Below are 18011 nucleotides of genomic sequence, written 5' to 3'. Positions count from 1 at the left end.
TAACGCGTCCGTCAGAGCAGCACAATGCACAGATTTTGGGCCGACGTCACCTACTTAGCCACTCAAAGTTCGCCATCCCTAGGCATCGTCTAGGCTAACCTGCAAAAATAGCGATATCCGGGATTGCCAAGGTCCTTCGCACCAGCACACTCGCTTTGACCAATTCTTCGGCACGCCGAAGGTCGGCAGACAACGTTTCACCACTAGCTGGCCGCGGGACCCCAACAACCCCGATACTGAATTAAGGAATGCAGTCCGCGCGAGATGCGTTTACCGCAACCGACTGCCAACTGACGTTGCAGTGACTGCTGAAAACGAATGGGGCAACGATGTCGGTGGAGTATGTCGAATACGAATCCCACCTCGATATTCGTTTTCCCGAAAACATCGCCTGGTCCGACACCGATACCGATTGCAGCGTGGTGCTGTCGCAACCCGACACCGACCCGGAACTCTGGCACCGCTACGTGGACGCGGCTGCGCAGAGTTATCGCCGGCACGGCGTCGAAGCGGTCGTCGACGCTGCCGCGATCCGCGATGGTGCTGACACCGCGTTGTTCTGGACGGTCCTCGACCGCCGGGGCAACATGGTCGGCGGCCTGCGCGCCAAAGCCCCACTCGGCTGTGCCGACGACTCGCATGCGGTGGTGGAGTGGGCCGGCCGGCCGGGGCTGGCCATGGTGCGCAAGATGATCAACGACCGCGTGCCATTCGGCGTCATGGAGATGAAAACCGCGTGGGTGTCCGACAGCCGCGCCAGCCAGCACGCCGTCACCAATCTCCTGGCCCGGACCGCCTATCACGCCACCAGCGTCATGGGCGTGCAGTTCGTGATGGCCACGGCAGCCCAGCACGTCCTGGAATTGTGGAAATCCGGGGGCGGCGTGGTGGCGCCGATTCCGGCCACGCCGTACCCCGACGAGCGGTACCGCACCAAGATGATGTGGTGGGATCGAAGGACCATGGTCAATCATTCCCAGCCGGAGCAAATTACGAAGGCGCTGCGTGAGATCGACGCGATATCAACCAGGCTGGTCGCCGGTTGATGGCAGCTCTGGACGCTAACCACATCTCGATCCTCGACCCCCAGAACTCCGCTGACGCGGCAGCACTCGAAGAGCTGCTGCGCGATCCGGCGGTCAACACCGTTGACACCTGGGCCGACCAGTTCGCGGCGCTGGCCGAACTCCGGCCGGCCCCGACGTCCGACCTTCTCGACGAACCCGCCCGCTGGGTCTACTACCCGTGGCGTGCGGCGGTGCTGAAGCTGCTGGGCCCGCGGTCGTATCGCCGCCTGCGCCTGGACCGCAACCGGCATCTGGCCACCAGTGCCGAACAGGACCGGCTGGGCCGCCTGCGCGTCGGCATCGTCGGACTCAGCTCGGGCCACCTCATCGCTCATTCGCTCGCCGTGGCGGGATTCTGTGGCGAGCTCCGGTTGGCCGATTTCGACGAGCTGGGCGTGTCCAATCTCAATCGCATACCCGCAACGGTCTTCGACATCGGCCTCAACAAGGCGACCGCCGCCATGCGCCGGATCGCCGAGCTCGATCCCTACCTCCTGGTCCGGCATTCGACCGCCGGACTGAGTGCCGAGTCCCTCGCGCCGTTCCTCGACGGGCTCGACGTGCTGGTCGAGCAGTGTGACTCGCTCGAGATGAAACTGCACCTCCGCCACGGCGCCCGGGCCCGCGGCATCCCGGTACTGATGGCCACCAGCGACCGCGGCCTGATCGACGTCGAACGCTTCGACGTCGATCCCACCCGCCCGGTCTTCCACGGACTGCTCGGCGACATCGACCCCGACACCATGGCGGGCCTGCCGATCGCTGAAAAGCTGCCGTACCTGATGCAGGTCTTCGACCCGGCCAGGGTTTCGCCGCGGATGGGCGCGTCCCTGCTCGAGGTGGGCCGCACCCTGTCGGCCTGGCCGCAACTCGTCGGCGACGTAACCGTCGGAGCGGCAACCGTTTTGGAAGCCATCCGCCGCATCGGGCTGAACGAGCCCCTCGCGTCCGGTCGCACCCAGGTCGACATCGGCGGTCTGCTCGGTGAACTTGCCGAACCCACCCACGTCGCCGGACCCGCCGATGTCCCCCTGCCGGAGGCCGGTGCGGTCTCGACCGGGCTCGGCCAGGTCATCGACGCCGCCGTTGCCGCCGCGATTCGCGCGCCGTCGGGCGGCAACGCGCAGCCGTGGCGCATCGCGGCGACGGCCGACAGCCTCGTCATCGGCATCGATCCCGCACGCACTTCGGCCATGGACGTCGGTTTCCGGGGCAGTGCGGTCGCCGTCGGGGCCGCGGCCTTCAACGCGCGAGTTGCTGCCGCCGCCAACGGTTTTGCCACGGAGGTGAGCTATACCGAGCCCGACGGCGCATACCCGTTGCGGATCGCCCTCCGACTGCGGCCGGGTGGTGCCCCTGAGCTCGCGCGGTGGCACCCCGGGGTCTTCGAGCGCGAGACCAACCGGCACCGCGGAACGGGCGCACCGTTGACACCCGAGGTGGCCGAGACGTTGTCGCAGGTGGCAAAGGAATACGACGCACGCGTGCACGTCATGGTCGACCACGGTGAGATCGCACGCGCGGCAACGGTCTTCGCAGCTGCCGACCGGATCCGCTACCTCACCCCTACCCTGCATCGCGAGATGATCTCGGAGCTGCGCTGGCCCGGCGACGACGACATGGACTTCGGCATCGATGTCCACTCCCTCGCGCTCGATTCCGGCGATCTGGCCGTACTGCCGCTGCTGCGCCGGACCGACGTCGTTGCGGCACTCGACGAATGGGATGCCGGCGCCGTGCTCGGGGACGACACGAGTGATCGCCTGCGTGCCAGCAGTGCGGTCGTCACCGTACTGATCCAAGGCGCGGCGCTGAGCGACTTCGCCCGTGGCGGTGCCGCCGTGGTCGCCGTGTGGATGGCGGCGCAGGCCGCCGGACTGGCCGTGCAGCCGATGTCGCCGCCGTTTCTCTACGCCCACACCGGAACCGAGTTCGGCGAACTCTCCGGCAAGTACGCCGACCAACTCCACCGACTACAGGACACATTCAACGAGTTGACCAGCAAAGGGCAGGACGAGTCGGTGGTCCTCGTGCTCCGAATATCGGATGCGCCACCGGCTTCGGTACCGAGCCGTAGGAGCACCGCCTTTGAGGTCGGTGCAGGTTAAGCTGATCGTCTCATGTCCATCGACGAGTCTCCCCCTTCACTGGATCGCGTGGTCACAGAGGTAGCGACGCGGCTGATGGCGGCGGACTCCAGCAACTACACCCAGGTGTACACGGACGTGCTGGAGATCCTCGTCGACTACTTCGGGGTCGACGTCAGCTTCCTGCGGCGCAATGATCACGAGATCGGTGCCTCGATTCTCGTCGCGGAATGGCCACTGCGGCCGGAGATTCCGGACCCCGATCCCCTGCGCGTGGTGTACTTCGCCGACGCCGACCCGGTCTTCGCGGAATTGGAACATCGCAAGAAACCGCTCATCGTGCGCCCCGAGCCGGAGACCGACGACTATCAGCGGCGCATCGAGGCCGGCCGCAATGTCTCTCAGATATCCCTGGCAGCAACGCCTTTGGTGTCCGGCGAACGCACCACCGGGGCGCTCGGCTTCGTCAAGTACGGCAACCGCGAATGGGTCACCGAAGAGATCAACGCGCTGCAGGCCATCGCATCACTGTTGACCCAGGCCCAATCTCGGGTGCTCGCCGAGGAGCAGCTCCGGTACCTGGCCGAACACGATGACCTGACCGGCCTGAACAACCGGCGCGCCCTCATCGCCCACCTCGATGCCCGGTTGCAGCCGGGACAGCCCGGTCCGGTGACCGCCCTGTTCTTCGATCTCGACCGGCTCAAGGCCATCAATGACTACCTCGGGCACAGCGCCGGCGATTCGTTCATCCGCGTCTTCGCCCAGCGCCTCACCGAGGGAGTCGACAGCAAGACCGTGATCGCCCGGCTCGGCGGTGACGAGTTCGTGGTCGTCCCGGCAGACCCGATATCCGCCAACAAGGCCGAGGCACTCGCCTACCAGCTTCAGGACTCCTTGCGGCGCCGCGTGTGGATCGACGGTGAACGGCTCACGCGGGCAGTGAGTGTCGGCGTCGCTTCGGGCCTTCCGGGCTCCGACACCTCCTCCGACCTGTTGCGCCGCGCCGACCAGGCCGTCTTGAGCGCGAAGTCTGCCGGCGGGGACCGTGTTGCGGTGTTCACCACCGCCATGTCCCTGGAAACGGCCTACCGCAACGATATCGAGCTGCACCTGCAGGACGTCATCGAGAACGGCGCGCTGCTGCTCAACTATCTCCCGGAAATCGACATGCGCACCGGGAAGCTGCTCGCGACCGAAGCGCTCGTACGCTGGGACCACCCCACCCGCGGGCTGCTCCCACCTGCCGCATTCATCGGCATCGCCGAATCGATCAACCTGGCAGGCGAATTGGGCCGGTGGGTGCTGCGGACGGCATGCCGCGAATTCGCCCGCTGGCGCGAGGACTTCCAAGCCTCGAAACCCGGCAGCGACGATCGCGACGATTTCGAGTTGCGCGTCAACGTCTCCCCGGTTCAGCTGGTCACCGACGGCTTCGCCGAGTCGGTGGCCGAGATCCTCGACGAATTCGGTCTCGACCGCGGGTCGGTGTGCCTGGAGATCACCGAGAACGTCGTCGTGCAGGACAGCGAATCCTCCCGCGCCACATTGGCCGACCTCCGCAGAACCGGCGTTCGGTTGGCGATCGACGACTTCGGCACCGGATACAGCGTGCTGTCCCACCTCAAGTCGCTGCCTGTCGACATCCTCAAGATCGATCGCAGCTTCGTGACCGACCTCGGGTCCAACCCCGGCGACCTGGCGATCGTCCGGGCGATCATCGCGCTGGCCGACTCGTTCGGTCTGCAGATCGTCGCCGAGGGCGTCGAAACCAAGGCTGCCGCAACCACATTGCTGCGCCACGGCTGCCACCGGGCGCAGGGGTTCCTGCTGTCGCGGCCGCTGCCGAGCGACCAGATGGCGACGCTGTACCGCAAGGGACGGGTGCCGGTCCGGTTCACCAGCGACATGTGACCCCGAACAGCGCTAGCGCGCAACCAGTTCCACGCGGGCGAACCTGCTGGCGGGCTGGCCCACGATACAGACTTCGAGGTCGCCGGCCGGCAGGGCGTCAGCCTCCGCCGGTCCGCCCCCGCCGGTGAAATCGGGCGAGATCACGACACCGTGACGCGCACGCACGAAGTACGGTCCGTCGGGCGTGTTCAGTTCCGCTCCGATGATCCGGCGGTCTTCGAAGAGCAGCGCCCGCAGCGTGCTGTCCGCGCTCACCGCGATGTCGCGTTCGGCAGCGGCCACCGCCAGCCAGTCGAACAGTTCGTCCGGTCCGTCACCGGCGCGCCATTCGATGGCGCCGAGCGAAGCCAGCCGAAGCGTCTTGCCCACCGAGTCGCGCAGGGTCTCCGCGGACCAGCCGCGAACCGTGCTGTAGAGCGCGCCGGTGACGGAATCCAGACACGCCCCGGCCCAGTCGAGCAGGCCCGCGCCGAAGAACGTCTCGATGGTGCGTGCGTGTGTTTCGGACTCCGTCAGCTCGCGTACGGCACGGGCCGGCACCGGCCGGCCGTTCGCCGGCGGTGCGCTCGCGTCGACGTCGACCTCGGCGGTCACCGCGGCGAAGTAGACGGCGGTGGCGTCGAGCTGCTCCTCGGTTTCGGGCTCGGCCGATTCGGCCTCACCGGGTCGAGCGGCGTCCGGCTCGGGCGCGTCGTCGGGAACCCCGCGCGGTACACCGAACTCGTCGATGCGAGCATCGAGGACGGCGCCCAGAGTGACGCAGTGCACATCGTCACCGCGCAGCCAGCGCCCGTCATCGGCGGGCAGCGCTCCGGCAACCATCACATCTGCGGCGGCGTCGACCGCGGCAATGGCTGTCGCCAGGCCACCGATACCGGCGCCGACGCACAGCACGTCAACTTCTGCGTCCCAATCCAACCTGAATTCCCTGAGTTGAGCGTTAGCGAACTGCAACAATCCGACAGTCAGGGATCGCTTTCGCCGTTCGGCTACTTTACATACTCACGGAATGAACGACACCAACAACGGCCTACGTTATGGCACCCTTAGGATGATCCGGGGGGCTAGCCACTGAACGCGCGCTGACGGAAGGTGATCGACGAATGGGGCGCCAGCCGCGATCCGAAGTGACCCGACGCAAGATCATTGACTCTGCTGTCGATTTGATCAACGAGATCGGTTATCCCGCCGCCGGATTGGCTGACATCATCGAACGCGCCGAGCTGACGAAGGGCGCGCTGTACTACCACTTCGATTCCAAAGAAGCCCTGGCCACTGTCATCATCGAAGAGGCAATGGTCTTGCTGCACAACGTGTTCCAGTCTGCCCGGGACTCGGAGCACAGCGCGATGAAGTCACTGATCGTCGGCACCTTCACCACCAGCGATCTGCTGGCGACCAACCGGACCGCCCAGGCCGGAACGAAACTGTTGCGCACGTTCGCGGGGTTCAACCCGACAGCGCGACACAGCTACGTGAACTTCGTCGACCAGTTCACCTCGGACATCAAACGCGCCGAAACGGACGGCGATCTGCGCCCCGGCGCGGACCCTGCCGATGTCGCCAACACACTGGTGGCCTGGATCCTCGGCGCGGAGCTGATGTCCAGCGCCGCGTCCGACGGCGACGACCTCCGCGACCGGTTCACCAGGCAATGGCGCGTTCTGATGCCGGCGATCGTGACCCCGGAATCGCTCGACCGCCACCTCGACTTCATGGTGGCCGCGTCCACGCGACAGCCGAACATCGTGGAGCACACCGCCACCCCCTGACTCCACATCGCTAACTAAGTTCACTTCTTTGTTGCTAGGCTGCCATCAGCCCAAGCGACAGAGGAGTCTGCATGGACCTCAATTGGTCGGCCAGCGATCTGGCATTCCGCGATGAAGTACGCACATTTCTGCAGGAAAATCTGACACCGGACATCCGAGAAGCCGGTCGTCTGATGACGAGCGTCTATAGCGATCACGACGCGAGCCTCGCCTGGCAGCGCATCCTGCACGAGCGCGGTTGGGCCGCACCGGCCTGGCCCGTCGAATACGGCGGCTGCGATTGGAGCCTGACCCAGCACTACATCTTCAGCCGGGAGTCGACCCTGGCCGGGGCGCCGGCACTGTCCCCGATGGGTATCCGGATGGTCGCTCACGCGATCGTCCGGTTCGGCACCACGGAACAGAAGGACTATTTTCTGCCCCGCATCCTGACCGGTGAGGTCTTCTTCTGCCAGGGCTACTCCGAACCCGAAGCCGGATCCGACCTGGCCGCCCTGACCATGGCGGCCGTCTCCGACGGCGATGACCTGGTGTGTACCGGCAGCAAGATCTGGACCACCCACGCCACCGAGGCCAACTGGATGTTCGCGCTGGTGCGCACCACCCGCACGGCCAAGAAGCAGCAGGGCATCACCTTCGTGCTGATCGACATGAGCACGCCGGGCATCGAGATCCGGCCACTGGTGATGACGTCCGGCGAAGAGGTCCAGAACCAGGTGTTCTTCGACGAGGTCCGGGTGCCCAAGAGCAACGTCATCGGGCAGATCGACGACGGCTGGACCGTCGCGAAGTACCTGCTCGAGTTCGAGCGCGGCGGCGGCGCCGCCGCCCCGGGGCTGCAGGTGCTGGCCGACGACATCGCCACGGCAGCGGCGCAAGCGCCGGGCCCCGAAGGCGGCCGCCTGCTCGACGATGCCGCGTTCTCGCGCAAGCTCGCCGACGCCCGGATCCGTACCGAAGTGCTCGAGATACTCGAATACCGCGTGCTGGCCGCGCTGGCCGGCGGCGGCCATCCGGGCGCAGCGTCGTCAATGTTGAAGGTGCTCGGCACGGAGCTGAGCCAGACCCTGACCGAACTGGCCATGGAGGCCGCCGGACCCCGCGGCCGGGCATACCAGCCACACGCCACCCGTCCCGGCGGCCCGGTGGCCGAATTCACCCCTCCCGCAGACGGTTACGTCAGCGGCGAGGCATGGCAGGCGGTCGCGCCACTGCGGTACTTCAACGACCGTGCCGGGTCGATCTACGCCGGCAGCAACGAAATTCAGCGCAACATCCTCGCCAAAGCAGAATTGGGGCTGTAAATGGACTTCACCTTCTCCGCGGAACAGGAACTTCTCGCCGGCGGCCTGTCCAAGTTCCTGTCCGGCCGGTACGACCTCGAAACCAGCCGGGCCGCGGCGAAATCCGGCCCCGGCTGGCAGCCCGACATCTGGCAGTCGTTCGCCGAGGAACTCGGCATTCTCGGTGCGGCCCTGCCGGAGGACGTCGGCGGCATCGGCGGCGGACCCGTCGAGGTCATGCTGATCGCCGAAGCGCTGGGTCACGCCCTGGTCATCGAACCGTACGTGGACACCGCGGTGGTCGCCGCCGGTCTGTTGCTGCGATCCGGTAGCCCGGTTGCCGGCCCCATCTTGGCGGAAATCGCTTCCGGCACAGCCGTTGTCGCGCTCGCCGCGGCCGAGGCCCACAGCGGCGACCGGTGGCAGGACGTCCAGACCACCGCCTCCCGAGAGGGCGACGCCTGGGTACTCAGCGGCGACAAGATCATGGTGGTGAATGCGCCGTTGGCCACCCACCTGCTCGTCACCGCGCGGACCGACAACGGCGTCTCGCTGTTCCTGGTCGACATCTCCGAGCCCCGCGAGGGGCTGGTGATGCACAGCTACCGCACCGTCGACGACCGTCGGGCCGCCGACCTGGAGCTGCGCGAAGTCCGGCTGCCGGGCGACGCGCTCCTGGGCGCTGAAGGCGAGGCCTGGCCGTCGATCGCCCAGGCCCGCGACGAGGGCGCCGCCGCCGTGTGCGCCGAAGCCGTCGGCAACATGCGGAAGGTGTTGGCCGACACCGTCGAATACGCCAAGCAGCGCCAGCAGTTCGGCCAGCCGATCGGCAGCTTCCAGGCCCTGCAGCATCGCATGGTGGACATGCACATGGAGCTCGAACAGTCCGTGTCGGCGGTCTACCTGGCCGTGCTCAACCTGGAAGCCGACGCGCACACCCGGGCACGCGCGGTTTCCGCGGCCAAGGCCACCGTCGGCCGCGCCGCGCGGTTCATCGGCCAGAACGCCGTACAGCTGCACGGCGGCATGGGTATGACCGAGGAACTCGCCATCGGCCATTACTTCAAGCGGCTCACCGCCGTTCAGTACGAGTACGGCTCCACCGACCACCACGTGACCCGTTATGCAGAACTGACCCGCCGCTGAGTTCGGCGCGCGCCCTCACCTGATCCGGCCGGGCCGGATCAGGTCAGGGTCATCTGCTTCTGCGCGTACAACTTTGCCCACTCCGCCCGCGGCCGGATCGACGTGTCGACGTCGGCGGCCTTGGCGCGCAGGGCACCTGCCGTCGCCTGTGCCTTCGGGGTCAACTTGAACGGATCCCAGCCGAAGAACCGGCAGGAGTTCTCCCAGGTGATCTTGTTGATGTCGGAGTCCGAGGCGCCGGCCGCGTTGAGTTCGGCCAGGACCTGCTCGGGCGCGTCGGGCCAGAAGCAGTCCGAGTGCGGGTAGTCGCACTCCCAGGCGATGATGTCGATGCCGATTTCGTGGCGCAACTTCAGCGAAGTCTTGTCGGTGACGTAGCAGGCCAGCGAATGCTCACGGAAGACGTCACTGGGCAGCTTGTCCCCGAAGTCGCGGCGCAGCCACTTCTGATTGGTGTAATGCCGGTCGCTGCGATCCAGATAGAACGGAATCCAGCCGATACCGCCTTCGGAGAACGCGAATTTCAGGTCCGGATAGTTGCGCATCGCCGGGCCCCACAACAAGTCCTGGGCGCACATCGCCGACACCTGCGTGGCCAGGATGATCAGGTTGTCGATCGGGGCGTCCTTGGCCATCGAGATCGCGCCGAAGCCGGTGCCGATGTGCAGACACATCACGACGTTCTCTTCGGAGAGGGTCCGGAACACCGGGCCCCAGTAGTTCTCGTCGAAGTAGCTGGGCAGGCCTTCCAGGTGCGGCAACTCGGGCATGGTCACCGCCCGGCAGCCCTTCGCGGCCACCCGGCGGATCTCACGGCACATCGCCTCGGGGTTCCACGTCGGCAGAATCGCGATCGGGATGAACCGGTCCGGGTACGCGCCGGCCCATTCGTCGATGTGCCAGTCGTTGTAGGCCGAGACCATCACCAGGGTGGCCTCTTCGCGGTGCATGTTCAGGTGCCGGGCGGAGAAACCCGTGAAGGTCGGGAAGCACATCGAGGCCAGGATGCCGTTGCGGTTCATGTCCCGCACCCGCTCATGCACGTCGTAGACACCGGGACGCATTTCGGCGAAGCCGGCGGGATCGCGTCCCCACTCCTCGGCCGGCCAGGAGACCACGGCGTTGAGCCCGCTCACGCCTTGGGGGCGGCCCTGATACATCCACTGGTCGACGCCGTTGGCGTCGGTGACGACGATCGGCGCCTCGGGCTTGTACTTGTCCGGAACGTGGTTGACGAACATGTCGGGCGGCTCCACGACGTGGTCATCTATGCTCACCAGGATCAGGTCGTCGGTATTCACGGGACTCCAATTGCTCCTCACGTGCGCGGCATCCTCACGTCCGCGACTGCACACTCAGTAGTACCGTCTAGAGGCGTGACCGTCTCTGCACTTTCGGACAGAGGTTTATCCCAAACGGCCAAGATGCCCGAGCGGCCGGTGATCGAGCTGCGTCGCGGCGGCGGCGCCCTCGGCGGCAGCTATCTCTACGAGGGCGACGCGCTGATCACCGGCTGGCACTCACATGAGGTGCACCAGATCGAATACGCACTGCACGGTCTGGTCGAGGTGGAAACCGATGTCGCCCACTATCTGCTACCGCCACAACAGGCCGCCTGGATTCCGGCGGGTCTACCCCATCAGGCAGTGATGAATCCGGACGTCAAGACCGTTGCCGTGATGTTCGATCCCGGGCTCATCTCGGACCGGTCGGATCGGGCCCGCATCATCGCCGTTTCCCCGCTGATCCGGGAGATGATGATCTACGCGTTGCGGTGGCCCATCGACCGGCCGCGGGGTGACGCCGTCTCGGACGGGTTCTTTCGCACCCTGGCACATCTCGTGGCCGAAGCGCTGGACCACGAAGCGCCGCTGAGCCTGCCCACGTCCGAGCACCCGATCGTTGCCGCGGCAATGGCCCACACCAAAGCGCATCTGGCTTCGGCGACGGCCGAACAGGTGAGTCGCGCAGTCTCGGTATCTGAGCGGACGCTGCGGCGGCTGTTCCAGGAGAACATCGGATTGTCTTGGCGGACTTATCTTCTCAATGCCCGGATGCTCCGGGCGATGGCGTTGCTCACCGAGCCGGGACAATCGGTGCAAGCCACCGCCACCGCGGTCGGTTTCGAGAGCCTCAGCGCGTTCACCCGCTGCTTCACCCAGTTCAGCGGGCAATCACCGTCGGCGTACCGCCGCCAGACTGCCGAGACGGCGCGCTCGCCGCACGAGCCCCGGTAAAGGCCGCGATCACGACCGGTCGCCGTCATCCATCTCCCAGGTGCGATCACATCGCTCCTCGGTCTCGGCGATCAACTGCGCGTTCGGCTCGTCGACCGCACGAACCCAATGCTCGGCGGCGATCAGACTCCGCCCACCGGCAATGTGACGCGCGAGCAGACGCCGGCGCCGCACGTCGTCAGCGCCCCTGAGGTAGTAGAGCCGATCGATCAGCTCCCGCGCACCGGAGAAACCGTGGGACGGCAACGCCAGGTAGTTACCCTCGGTGACCACGAGCCGGGCCGCCGCCGGCACGACCAAACCAGCTGCGACAGACTCCTCGAGCGCCCGATCGAACTGCGGCACATAGACATCAGCAGTCTGATAAGCGTCCCGCACCCGGGCCAGGGACACCACGAAGCCGGCGGCATCGAAGGTGTCGGGGGCACCCTTGCGTCCTTTGCGGCCCAGCCGCACCAGCTGCCGGTTGGCGAGATGAAACCCATCCATGGGCACCAGGGCGGCGAAATCGCGCTGAGTGGAAGTAAATTCATCGACGAGGCGCTCGGCTGCCGTCGACTTGCCGACACCGGGCGGTCCGGTCAGACCGACGATCACCCTGCCCGACCGCTCCTCGAGCAGTCGGGCGACATCGTCGGTCAACCGGGCCATGGCGCGGACACTAGCCGCTCAGCGCGTCCAAGTCGAAGACGTGACGCACCCGACGTCGAAGGTGTCACCGGCGCTGCGGCTCAGGCGCGCACGCCGTCAACGTCACCAAAGCCGCACCCAGGCACAGGGTTCGACGAATCACGAATAGCCGCCATCGGAAGCGCCGGCGTTGGTCTCGAACGGATTTCGACGGCCGGTGAGCCTTTCGGCGCCCAGGCTGATCGCGTACTGCTTGACGAATTCGACACGTCCCAACGCGGCCCACTGTGCCGAGTGCCGCTCTTCGTGATGCAGGACACGATCGATGTCCACGTCCTGTTGGCGTGCACCGCGGGGCCCGTCGTACCACATCTGCCCCGACCCGATGATCTTGCGGAGTTGGTCGCCCGCATCGGTCGGGTGGGCGATGTTGATCAGGAACACGTCACCGTAGGTCGACCCGGCCTGTTGGCTCAGCTGGTTCTGGATGAACCCGCCGCCCAGTCCCATCAGCATGCCGTTGGGCGTGGTGGCGAACCGTCCGCCGTTGCCCGCCAGTCGCGGAACCTGTTCGTAACTCCAGGAATTCGAAGCCTGCCGGTCGACGATGCGCTGCACCTCGTTCGCGGTGTAGGGCGTCTCGGCGAAGTCGGTGTTCGGGTTTCCCTTCGTGTAGCCGGTGCCCGCATTAAGGATGTACGTCATCAGCGCGGCCCGGCGGGCGTCGCCGGCACTGGTCCCGGCAGGCAAAAGGAAGTAGGTGTTGTCGTCGCTGGGATCGCTGCTGGTCCGGTTGTTGTCGACGACGCGCTCCATGCCCGTGAGGATGTCGAAACTCGCCGTCGTGATGTGCTGCTGCCGCGCGATGTCGACGATGACCTGGGGTGGCACACCCTTTTTCGCCGCATTCTGCAGCCACTCCCGGTGATACCCCTCGCTCGTTCCGCTCAGCAGACCCGCGTCGCGCAGCGCGTCCTCGTACTTGTTGACGGGGTCGTATCCCGGCTCCCCGGGATCGTCGCCGATTCGGGTGTCTTTCGCCTCCGGCACATCGAACGCAATACGTTCGGCGGCCGCGCGATCGCCGTGCTCGTAAAGGAACGCGGCCGATTCGAGCTTCCCCGCGAACACGGACATGCCCTGTCCGAGCACCTGCGCACGGCGGACAAACGCATCACCCACCTCCCGGCACGCCTGGCCGCTGTCGAGTGCGGCCACCGGATCCGCGGCGGCCGAGAGCGCGGGGCCACCATCGTCGTCGCACAGGCCGTCGGCCAGACCCGCCAACCGGGCCGCGGTGTCGCGCAACGAGGCCACGACGACGGTCAGCGGCGCGGTCATGCCAGTTCCCAACCGACCTTGCGGATCTGATAGCCGGTGTCCCGGTCGGCCGCCTCGAATTTCGCGAGCAGTAGTTTGATCGCGTTCTCGACCTCGATCCGCTTGGCTGCGATCTGCAGCGCCTGGACCGGCGAAACCCGCGCATACCAGCGGAGCCAGAAACCGGGTGTGACGCCACCGTCGTCGGCGACGTCCCACTGTGCCTCAGCGGCGTCGACTGCCTTCTTCAGGCCCGCGCGGAGCTCCGCGAGCAGCGCACCACCAGTCGCCAACGGCCCCGCCACCGCATCGAGGTGGTTCCGATATGCGGTCTGCTCGTCGAGTGATTCGCGGCCCTGCTTCTGCGCGGCATCGGCGGCAGTGCCGGTCCAGCCCTCGGCAAGGTGGGCGAATTGCGTTCGTGCCCGGTCGATCTGAGCGTCGACACGCTGGGCCGCGGCGCGCGCATCGAGGGATGCCGTCAGCAGGGATTCCGGATCGGAATTGAGCACCTGCGACACCGTGTACGGCATGGACCATCCCCCGTTCCAATCGGTCCTTTCATTGTCCCCCACAGGCCGCAGGCCACCGGTCACGAAAATCGAATCCCTCGCTGCAAGGGTGTCACCGAGTGGGAACCCGCCTTCCGCGGACCGCGCGGGCCGACTAAGACCGAATGATGACCTCCCATATCGCTCCTCCGCCGGACACCATGCGGGCGATGGTGCTCACCGAGTTCGGCGGCCCCGATGTCCTGCATGCCGCCGAGCTGCCCACCCCGGTGCCCGGAGCCGACGAGGTGCTGGTGGAGATCGCCTGCTCCAGCGTCAACCCGGCGGATTGGAAAACCCGCGAGGGCAAGCTCTCCGCGTACATCGACTACCACTTCCCGTTCGTGCTGGGCTTCGACCTGGCCGGCGTCATCGCTGCCGTCGGGCCGGGCGTGACGCGCTGGCAGGTGGGTGATCAGGTTTTCGGGATGTCCAACCAGCGCAGCGGTGAAGACGGCACGTACGCCGAATACTGCCTCGCCTCTTCCGAACTGCTCGCGCCGTTGCCCGATGGCTGGGGCTACGTCGACGCCGCCGGTCTGCCAGTGGCGGGTAGCACCGCCTACGGCGGCATGGTCGACGCCGGCGAGCTGCAGAACGGCCAGACCGTGTTGATCAACGGCGGTGCCGGCGGTGTCGGCAGCATCGCGATCCAGATCGCTCACGCGCTGGGTGCACGGGTCGCGGTGACCTGCAGCCCGAAGAACTTCGATTACGTCTCCGCACTCGGCGCCGACCTGGCCATCGACTACCGGGGCGGCGACGTCGTGACACAGCTGCGTGCCTGGGCTCCGTCGGGTGTCGATCAGGTGCTCGACGCCGTGGGTCTGGACACGCTGCTGCCGCACGCCGAGGAACTGGTGGCACCCGGCGGCCGCTACGTCGAGATCGAGACGCTCATCTCGCGTGCCGACGAGGAGCGGGTGGCCCGCGCTGCCGAGCGCGGGGTGCGGATCGTCTCCAACATGATCGCGATCCAGCGCCAGCCGCAGCACCTGATGGAGTTGGCTGCACTCTGCGCCAAGGGCGCGATCCGGCCGCCCGAGACCGAGGTGCTGCCGCTGTCCAGGGTGGCTGACGCGCACCGCCTCGTCGAGGCCGGTCACGTTCGCGGGAAGGTCATCCTCGCCGTGCACACCGACTGAGCTCTCGGGCCAAAGCCCTTGGGACGGAGATGTATCCGACCGCGGGGCTGGTAGCGTGATGCGGACGTTCAGGCCGAGGTACGGGAGGCGTTGTGGGGCACGGTGAAATGCTCCATCACCTGGTGTCCGACGCCGCTGCCGCCGCACCCGATCGTCCTGCCATCATCGCCGAAGACGGCACCGTCACGACGTTCGCGCAATTCGACCGGTCGATCGCGGCAGTCGCCGGCTGGATCGCATCCCGAACCACCCGCGGCGACCGCGTCGCAGTGATCGCCGACAACGGCCCGGACTACGCCACGCTCTACTACGCGGTGCCGCGCGCCGGATGCATCCTCGTCCTGATCAACCAGCGGCTCAGCGCCGACGAGCATGTCGCGCAACTCGCGACCGCGGCTCCCACCCTGGTCCTCGGTGACGGCCGGTATCTGGAGTCTCTGGGCCGCCCCGATGCGATCTCGTTCGACAACGAACAATGGGCTGCGGCAACGCAATCGACGCAACGTTCCGTGCCCGACGAACCCGACCCGGACGACCCGGTCTGGCTGCTCTTCACCAGTGGGTCGACGGGAACACCGAAAGGTGTTGTCCACACGCATCGTTCGATCACCGCAGCGGTCCGGGGCAGCATCGCCGGCAGGTCGGTCCGTCCCGGCGGCGTCTATCTGCTGCCGTTTCCCATGTGCCACATCGCCGGGTACAACATGCTGGTGCACCACGGCGCACAGTCGACGGTGCTGCCGGTGGCGGCATTCCGGCCCGACGCTTTCGCGGCCACGGTGAACCGGTACCGGGTGACCTCGTGTTCGTTGGCCCCGACCATGCTGCACAGCCTGTTGGCCCATCTCGACCAGACCGGCATCGAGCTGCCGTCATTGCGGGACATCGCCTATGGTTCGTCCGCCATCCCGGCCGACCTGCTGCGGCGTGCCCTCGACCGTCTCGACGTGGGATTCCACCAGGGCTATGGCATGACCGAAACCGGTGGCAACGTCACGTTTCTCGGCCCCGAGGACCACCGCGCGGGCGCCGCCGGTGATACCGCCGTGCTCACCACCGCCGGCCGTCCCCATGCCGACGTACAGATCCGGATCGCGGCGAACGGCGAGATCCTGGTTCGCGGAGACCAAGTGGCGGTCCGGTACTGGCCCGACACACCCACGACCGCCGATGGCTGGTTACCCACCGGCGACGTCGGATACCTCGACGACGAGGGCCGGCTCGTGGTGTCCGACCGGCTGAAGGACATCATCATCACTGGCGGCGAGAACGTGTCCTCGCGGGAAGTCGAGGACGTGCTGTCATCGCACCCCGACGTGGATCAGATTGCGGTCGTGGGGGTCCCGGATCCGTATTGGGGCGAGGCGATCTGCGCAGTCGTCGTGCCCACCGCCGGCACTCGACCTGACGCGGACGCCCTGACCGCGCACGTGCGGAAACGCATCGCGGCCTTCAAACGCCCCCGGCACGTCGTGTTCGTCGACGCGCTACCCCTGACGACAAACGGCAAGATCGCGAAACAGGTACTGCGCGAACAACTCCGGGCGCAGTTCGCCGGTTAGCGCAGGCCGGCTCACTGCGTTGCCGTCGCCAGGCCGGCCCGCTCGACACTCATCAGGCTCTCGGTCTCGTGTTCCCGCCGGTACGCCGCACCACCGCCATTCAGGCCGAAAAGCCGCTTGCTCCACAACAACCACAGCACGGCGATGATGTTCACCAGCAACATCGCCACCCGCAGCGTGGTGACCTTCTCGGTCAGTTCGTAAATCTCCAGCGGCAGGAAGATACCGGTGGCCACCACCGCGAAATACTCTCCCCAGCGCCACATTCCCCACAGCCCAACGGCTTCCACCAGCTCGATCAACGCATACACCGCGATGCCGATCCCGATCCACAACAGGGTTGTGCCCGACATGGTGAACGCGTCGTTGATATGCCGAATGATCTTGGAGCCGTCGATGTTCCAGCCGATCTGGTCGGCCAGCGGCCGCAGCAGAGGCAGGTCCTTCTCGAACATGTCCCGCAGATGCACTCGTGCCGCCCGCACCCGGAAGACGCCATAGGACATCAAGGCCAGCAGCAGAAATCGGAAGACACGCTCGACGGCCAGCACCCGCATCAGCACTCGGTCACGCAGCAGTCGGCCGCGCGGGACTTCGGGTGCCGATTCCGCCGGCCCCTTCCCTCGGGGCGGGCCGACGACGAATGTCTCGCACCGCAGGCAGCGCCATGCCTCACCGACCGGGGTCTGCACGTGCAGGCGGGCGGCCAGGTCCGGTTCATCCGGTGCGAATGTTGCATGGCCGCGCAGGCCACAGGACCGGAGGGCGAAATCCACCATGTCAGTACCGTAGTGGCACCATCCGGCAGTCGGCCCGAATTCGACCGGTGCGCCCGAAATCCCGGGCCTACCAGCGGGAACTCCGTGCTCATAGCCTATCCATAGGCTAACCACAGATCGTCGCTAAACCGGTTGGCAACAATGTCGCGATGCGATATGCGCCAGACGCCTACGCCGCGACCGGGCGGCCACACACCGCCGGACACGCAGCTCCGGCGCCGATGACCCGCCACGATGGCAGCCCGATCGAGGTCCTCGTGGTCGACGACGAACCGGCGCTCGGCGACCTGGTGTCCATGGTGCTGAGGTATGAAGGGTGGCAGGTCACCGCCGCTCAGGATGGTGCGACGGCCATCAAGAAGGCCGCTGCCGAGAAGCCCGACATCGTGGTGCTGGACATCATGCTGCCCGACATGAGCGGGCTCGACGTGCTCCACGAACTGCACCGCATCCGCCCCGAACTGCCCGTGCTGCTGCTCACCGCAAAGGACACCGTCGAGGACCGGATCGCCGGATTG

16 protein-coding genes are annotated in these 18011 nt (G+C 66.6%); 10 read left to right on the top strand and 6 right to left on the bottom strand.

Annotated elements, in window-relative coordinates:
• Positions 1 to 329: 329 nt before the first annotated feature.
• The 3 genes from BR47_RS0113575 to BR47_RS0113565 are packed head-to-tail and all read left to right on the top strand — an operon-like array spanning position 330 to position 5068.
• Positions 330 to 1046 (top strand): hypothetical protein, encoded by a 717-nt coding sequence (locus tag BR47_RS0113575; RefSeq protein ID WP_020104052.1) that lies wholly within the window; start codon positions 330 to 332, stop codon positions 1044 to 1046.
• Entirely contained in the window at positions 1046 to 3175 is a 2130-nt protein-coding gene (locus BR47_RS0113570; RefSeq protein WP_029119839.1) for an Rv1355c family protein, read from the top strand. The genes BR47_RS0113575 and BR47_RS0113570 overlap by 1 nt, the downstream gene beginning before the upstream one ends.
• A gap of 12 nt (positions 3176 to 3187) precedes the next feature.
• The gene (locus tag BR47_RS0113565; RefSeq protein WP_029119838.1) at positions 3188 to 5068 is read left to right on the top strand and encodes a putative bifunctional diguanylate cyclase/phosphodiesterase; all 1881 of its coding nucleotides are present in this window, start codon (positions 3188 to 3190) and stop codon (positions 5066 to 5068) included.
• A 12-nt stretch (positions 5069 to 5080) separates the two neighbouring features.
• Here BR47_RS0113565 and BR47_RS0113560 read toward each other — a convergent pair whose 3' ends face one another.
• The gene (locus BR47_RS0113560; protein ID WP_138158445.1) at positions 5081 to 5986 is read right to left on the bottom strand and encodes a hypothetical protein; all 906 of its coding nucleotides are present in this window, start codon (positions 5984 to 5986) and stop codon (positions 5081 to 5083) included.
• Between the two features lie 185 nt (positions 5987 to 6171).
• On the opposite strand from BR47_RS0113560, the gene BR47_RS0113555 reads away from it, so the two are divergent.
• The 3 genes from BR47_RS0113555 to BR47_RS0113545 all read left to right on the top strand — a co-directional run bounded on the left by BR47_RS0113555 (position 6172) and on the right by BR47_RS0113545 (position 9269).
• Positions 6172 to 6840, top strand: a complete 669-nt coding sequence (locus BR47_RS0113555) for a ScbR family autoregulator-binding transcription factor (RefSeq protein ID WP_020104056.1) — start codon at positions 6172 to 6174, stop codon at positions 6838 to 6840.
• Positions 6841 to 6911: 71 nt separating this feature from the next.
• Positions 6912 to 8144, top strand: a complete 1233-nt coding sequence (locus tag BR47_RS0113550) for an acyl-CoA dehydrogenase family protein (protein ID WP_029119837.1) — start codon at positions 6912 to 6914, stop codon at positions 8142 to 8144.
• On the top strand, positions 8145 to 9269 hold the full coding sequence (locus tag BR47_RS0113545; RefSeq protein ID WP_029119836.1) for an acyl-CoA dehydrogenase family protein: 1125 nt from the start codon (positions 8145 to 8147) through the stop codon (positions 9267 to 9269). It abuts the gene before it with no gap.
• 38 nt (positions 9270 to 9307) lie between these two features.
• Here BR47_RS0113545 and BR47_RS0113540 read toward each other — a convergent pair whose 3' ends face one another.
• Positions 9308 to 10570, bottom strand: coding sequence for an amidohydrolase family protein (locus BR47_RS0113540; protein WP_020104059.1), 1263 nt, complete (start codon positions 10568 to 10570; stop codon positions 9308 to 9310).
• A gap of 75 nt (positions 10571 to 10645) precedes the next feature.
• Here BR47_RS0113540 and BR47_RS0113535 point away from each other — a divergent pair, with 75 nt between their 5' ends.
• Positions 10646 to 11506, top strand: a complete 861-nt coding sequence (locus tag BR47_RS0113535; RefSeq protein ID WP_177127381.1) for an AraC family transcriptional regulator — start codon at positions 10646 to 10648, stop codon at positions 11504 to 11506.
• 9 nt (positions 11507 to 11515) lie between these two features.
• On the opposite strand, the gene BR47_RS30480 is transcribed toward BR47_RS0113535, so the two are convergent.
• The 3 genes from BR47_RS30480 to BR47_RS0113520 form a co-directional block, all read right to left on the bottom strand.
• Entirely contained in the window at positions 11516 to 12157 is a 642-nt protein-coding gene (locus tag BR47_RS30480) for a nucleoside/nucleotide kinase family protein (protein WP_036427295.1), read from the bottom strand.
• Between the two features lie 138 nt (positions 12158 to 12295).
• Positions 12296 to 13477 (bottom strand): WXG100 family type VII secretion target, encoded by a 1182-nt coding sequence (locus tag BR47_RS0113525; protein ID WP_029119834.1) that lies wholly within the window; start codon positions 13475 to 13477, stop codon positions 12296 to 12298.
• Positions 13474 to 13989 (bottom strand): WXG100 family type VII secretion target, encoded by a 516-nt coding sequence (locus tag BR47_RS0113520; RefSeq protein ID WP_029119833.1) that lies wholly within the window; start codon positions 13987 to 13989, stop codon positions 13474 to 13476. The genes BR47_RS0113525 and BR47_RS0113520 overlap by 4 nt, the downstream gene beginning before the upstream one ends.
• A gap of 146 nt (positions 13990 to 14135) precedes the next feature.
• Here BR47_RS0113520 and BR47_RS0113515 point away from each other — a divergent pair, with 146 nt between their 5' ends.
• On the top strand, positions 14136 to 15152 hold the full coding sequence (locus tag BR47_RS0113515; RefSeq protein ID WP_231506706.1) for a quinone oxidoreductase family protein: 1017 nt from the start codon (positions 14136 to 14138) through the stop codon (positions 15150 to 15152).
• A 107-nt stretch (positions 15153 to 15259) separates the two neighbouring features.
• A complete protein-coding gene (locus tag BR47_RS0113510; protein WP_029119831.1) occupies positions 15260 to 16714 on the top strand; it encodes an AMP-binding protein in 1455 nt (484 codons plus the stop codon).
• Positions 16715 to 16725: 11 nt separating this feature from the next.
• Here the strand turns inward: BR47_RS0113510 and BR47_RS0113505 are convergent, their stop codons facing one another.
• On the bottom strand, positions 16726 to 17493 hold the full coding sequence (locus BR47_RS0113505; protein ID WP_020104066.1) for a DUF2127 domain-containing protein: 768 nt from the start codon (positions 17491 to 17493) through the stop codon (positions 16726 to 16728).
• 221 nt (positions 17494 to 17714) lie between these two features.
• On the opposite strand from BR47_RS0113505, the gene BR47_RS30475 reads away from it, so the two are divergent.
• Positions 17715 to 18011 (top strand): response regulator (locus BR47_RS30475; RefSeq protein ID WP_036427332.1); only part of this gene is annotated, 297 nt, incomplete at its 3' end.

This window comes from Mycobacterium sp. UNC410CL29Cvi84 (assembly GCF_000686745.1).
GTDB lineage: Bacteria > Actinomycetota > Actinomycetes > Mycobacteriales > Mycobacteriaceae > Mycobacterium > Mycobacterium mucogenicum_B.
Note: the sequence above shows the minus strand (reverse complement) of the source record. Positions and strands in the feature narration are given on the sequence as shown.

Excerpts from the sequence above, each read along its gene's own strand:
- BR47_RS0113575 (WP_020104052.1), top strand. The coding sequence starts at position 330 with ATGTCGGTGGAGTATGTCGAATACGAATCCCACCTCGATATTCGTTTT.
- BR47_RS0113570 (WP_029119839.1), top strand. The coding sequence starts at position 1,046 with ATGGCAGCTCTGGACGCTAACCACATCTCGATCCTCGACCCCCAGAAC.
- BR47_RS0113565 (WP_029119838.1), top strand. The coding sequence starts at position 3,188 with ATGTCCATCGACGAGTCTCCCCCTTCACTGGATCGCGTGGTCACAGAG.
- BR47_RS0113555 (WP_020104056.1), top strand. The coding sequence starts at position 6,172 with ATGGGGCGCCAGCCGCGATCCGAAGTGACCCGACGCAAGATCATTGAC.
- BR47_RS0113550 (WP_029119837.1), top strand. The coding sequence starts at position 6,912 with ATGGACCTCAATTGGTCGGCCAGCGATCTGGCATTCCGCGATGAAGTA.
- BR47_RS0113545 (WP_029119836.1), top strand. The coding sequence starts at position 8,145 with ATGGACTTCACCTTCTCCGCGGAACAGGAACTTCTCGCCGGCGGCCTG.
- BR47_RS30480 (WP_036427295.1), bottom strand. The coding sequence starts at position 12,157 with ATGGCCCGGTTGACCGACGATGTCGCCCGACTGCTCGAGGAGCGGTCG.
- BR47_RS0113525 (WP_029119834.1), bottom strand. The coding sequence starts at position 13,477 with ATGACCGCGCCGCTGACCGTCGTCGTGGCCTCGTTGCGCGACACCGCG.
- BR47_RS0113520 (WP_029119833.1), bottom strand. The coding sequence starts at position 13,989 with ATGCCGTACACGGTGTCGCAGGTGCTCAATTCCGATCCGGAATCCCTG.
- BR47_RS0113515 (WP_231506706.1), top strand. The coding sequence starts at position 14,136 with ATGACCTCCCATATCGCTCCTCCGCCGGACACCATGCGGGCGATGGTG.
- BR47_RS0113510 (WP_029119831.1), top strand. The coding sequence starts at position 15,260 with ATGCTCCATCACCTGGTGTCCGACGCCGCTGCCGCCGCACCCGATCGT.
- BR47_RS0113505 (WP_020104066.1), bottom strand. The coding sequence starts at position 17,493 with ATGGTGGATTTCGCCCTCCGGTCCTGTGGCCTGCGCGGCCATGCAACA.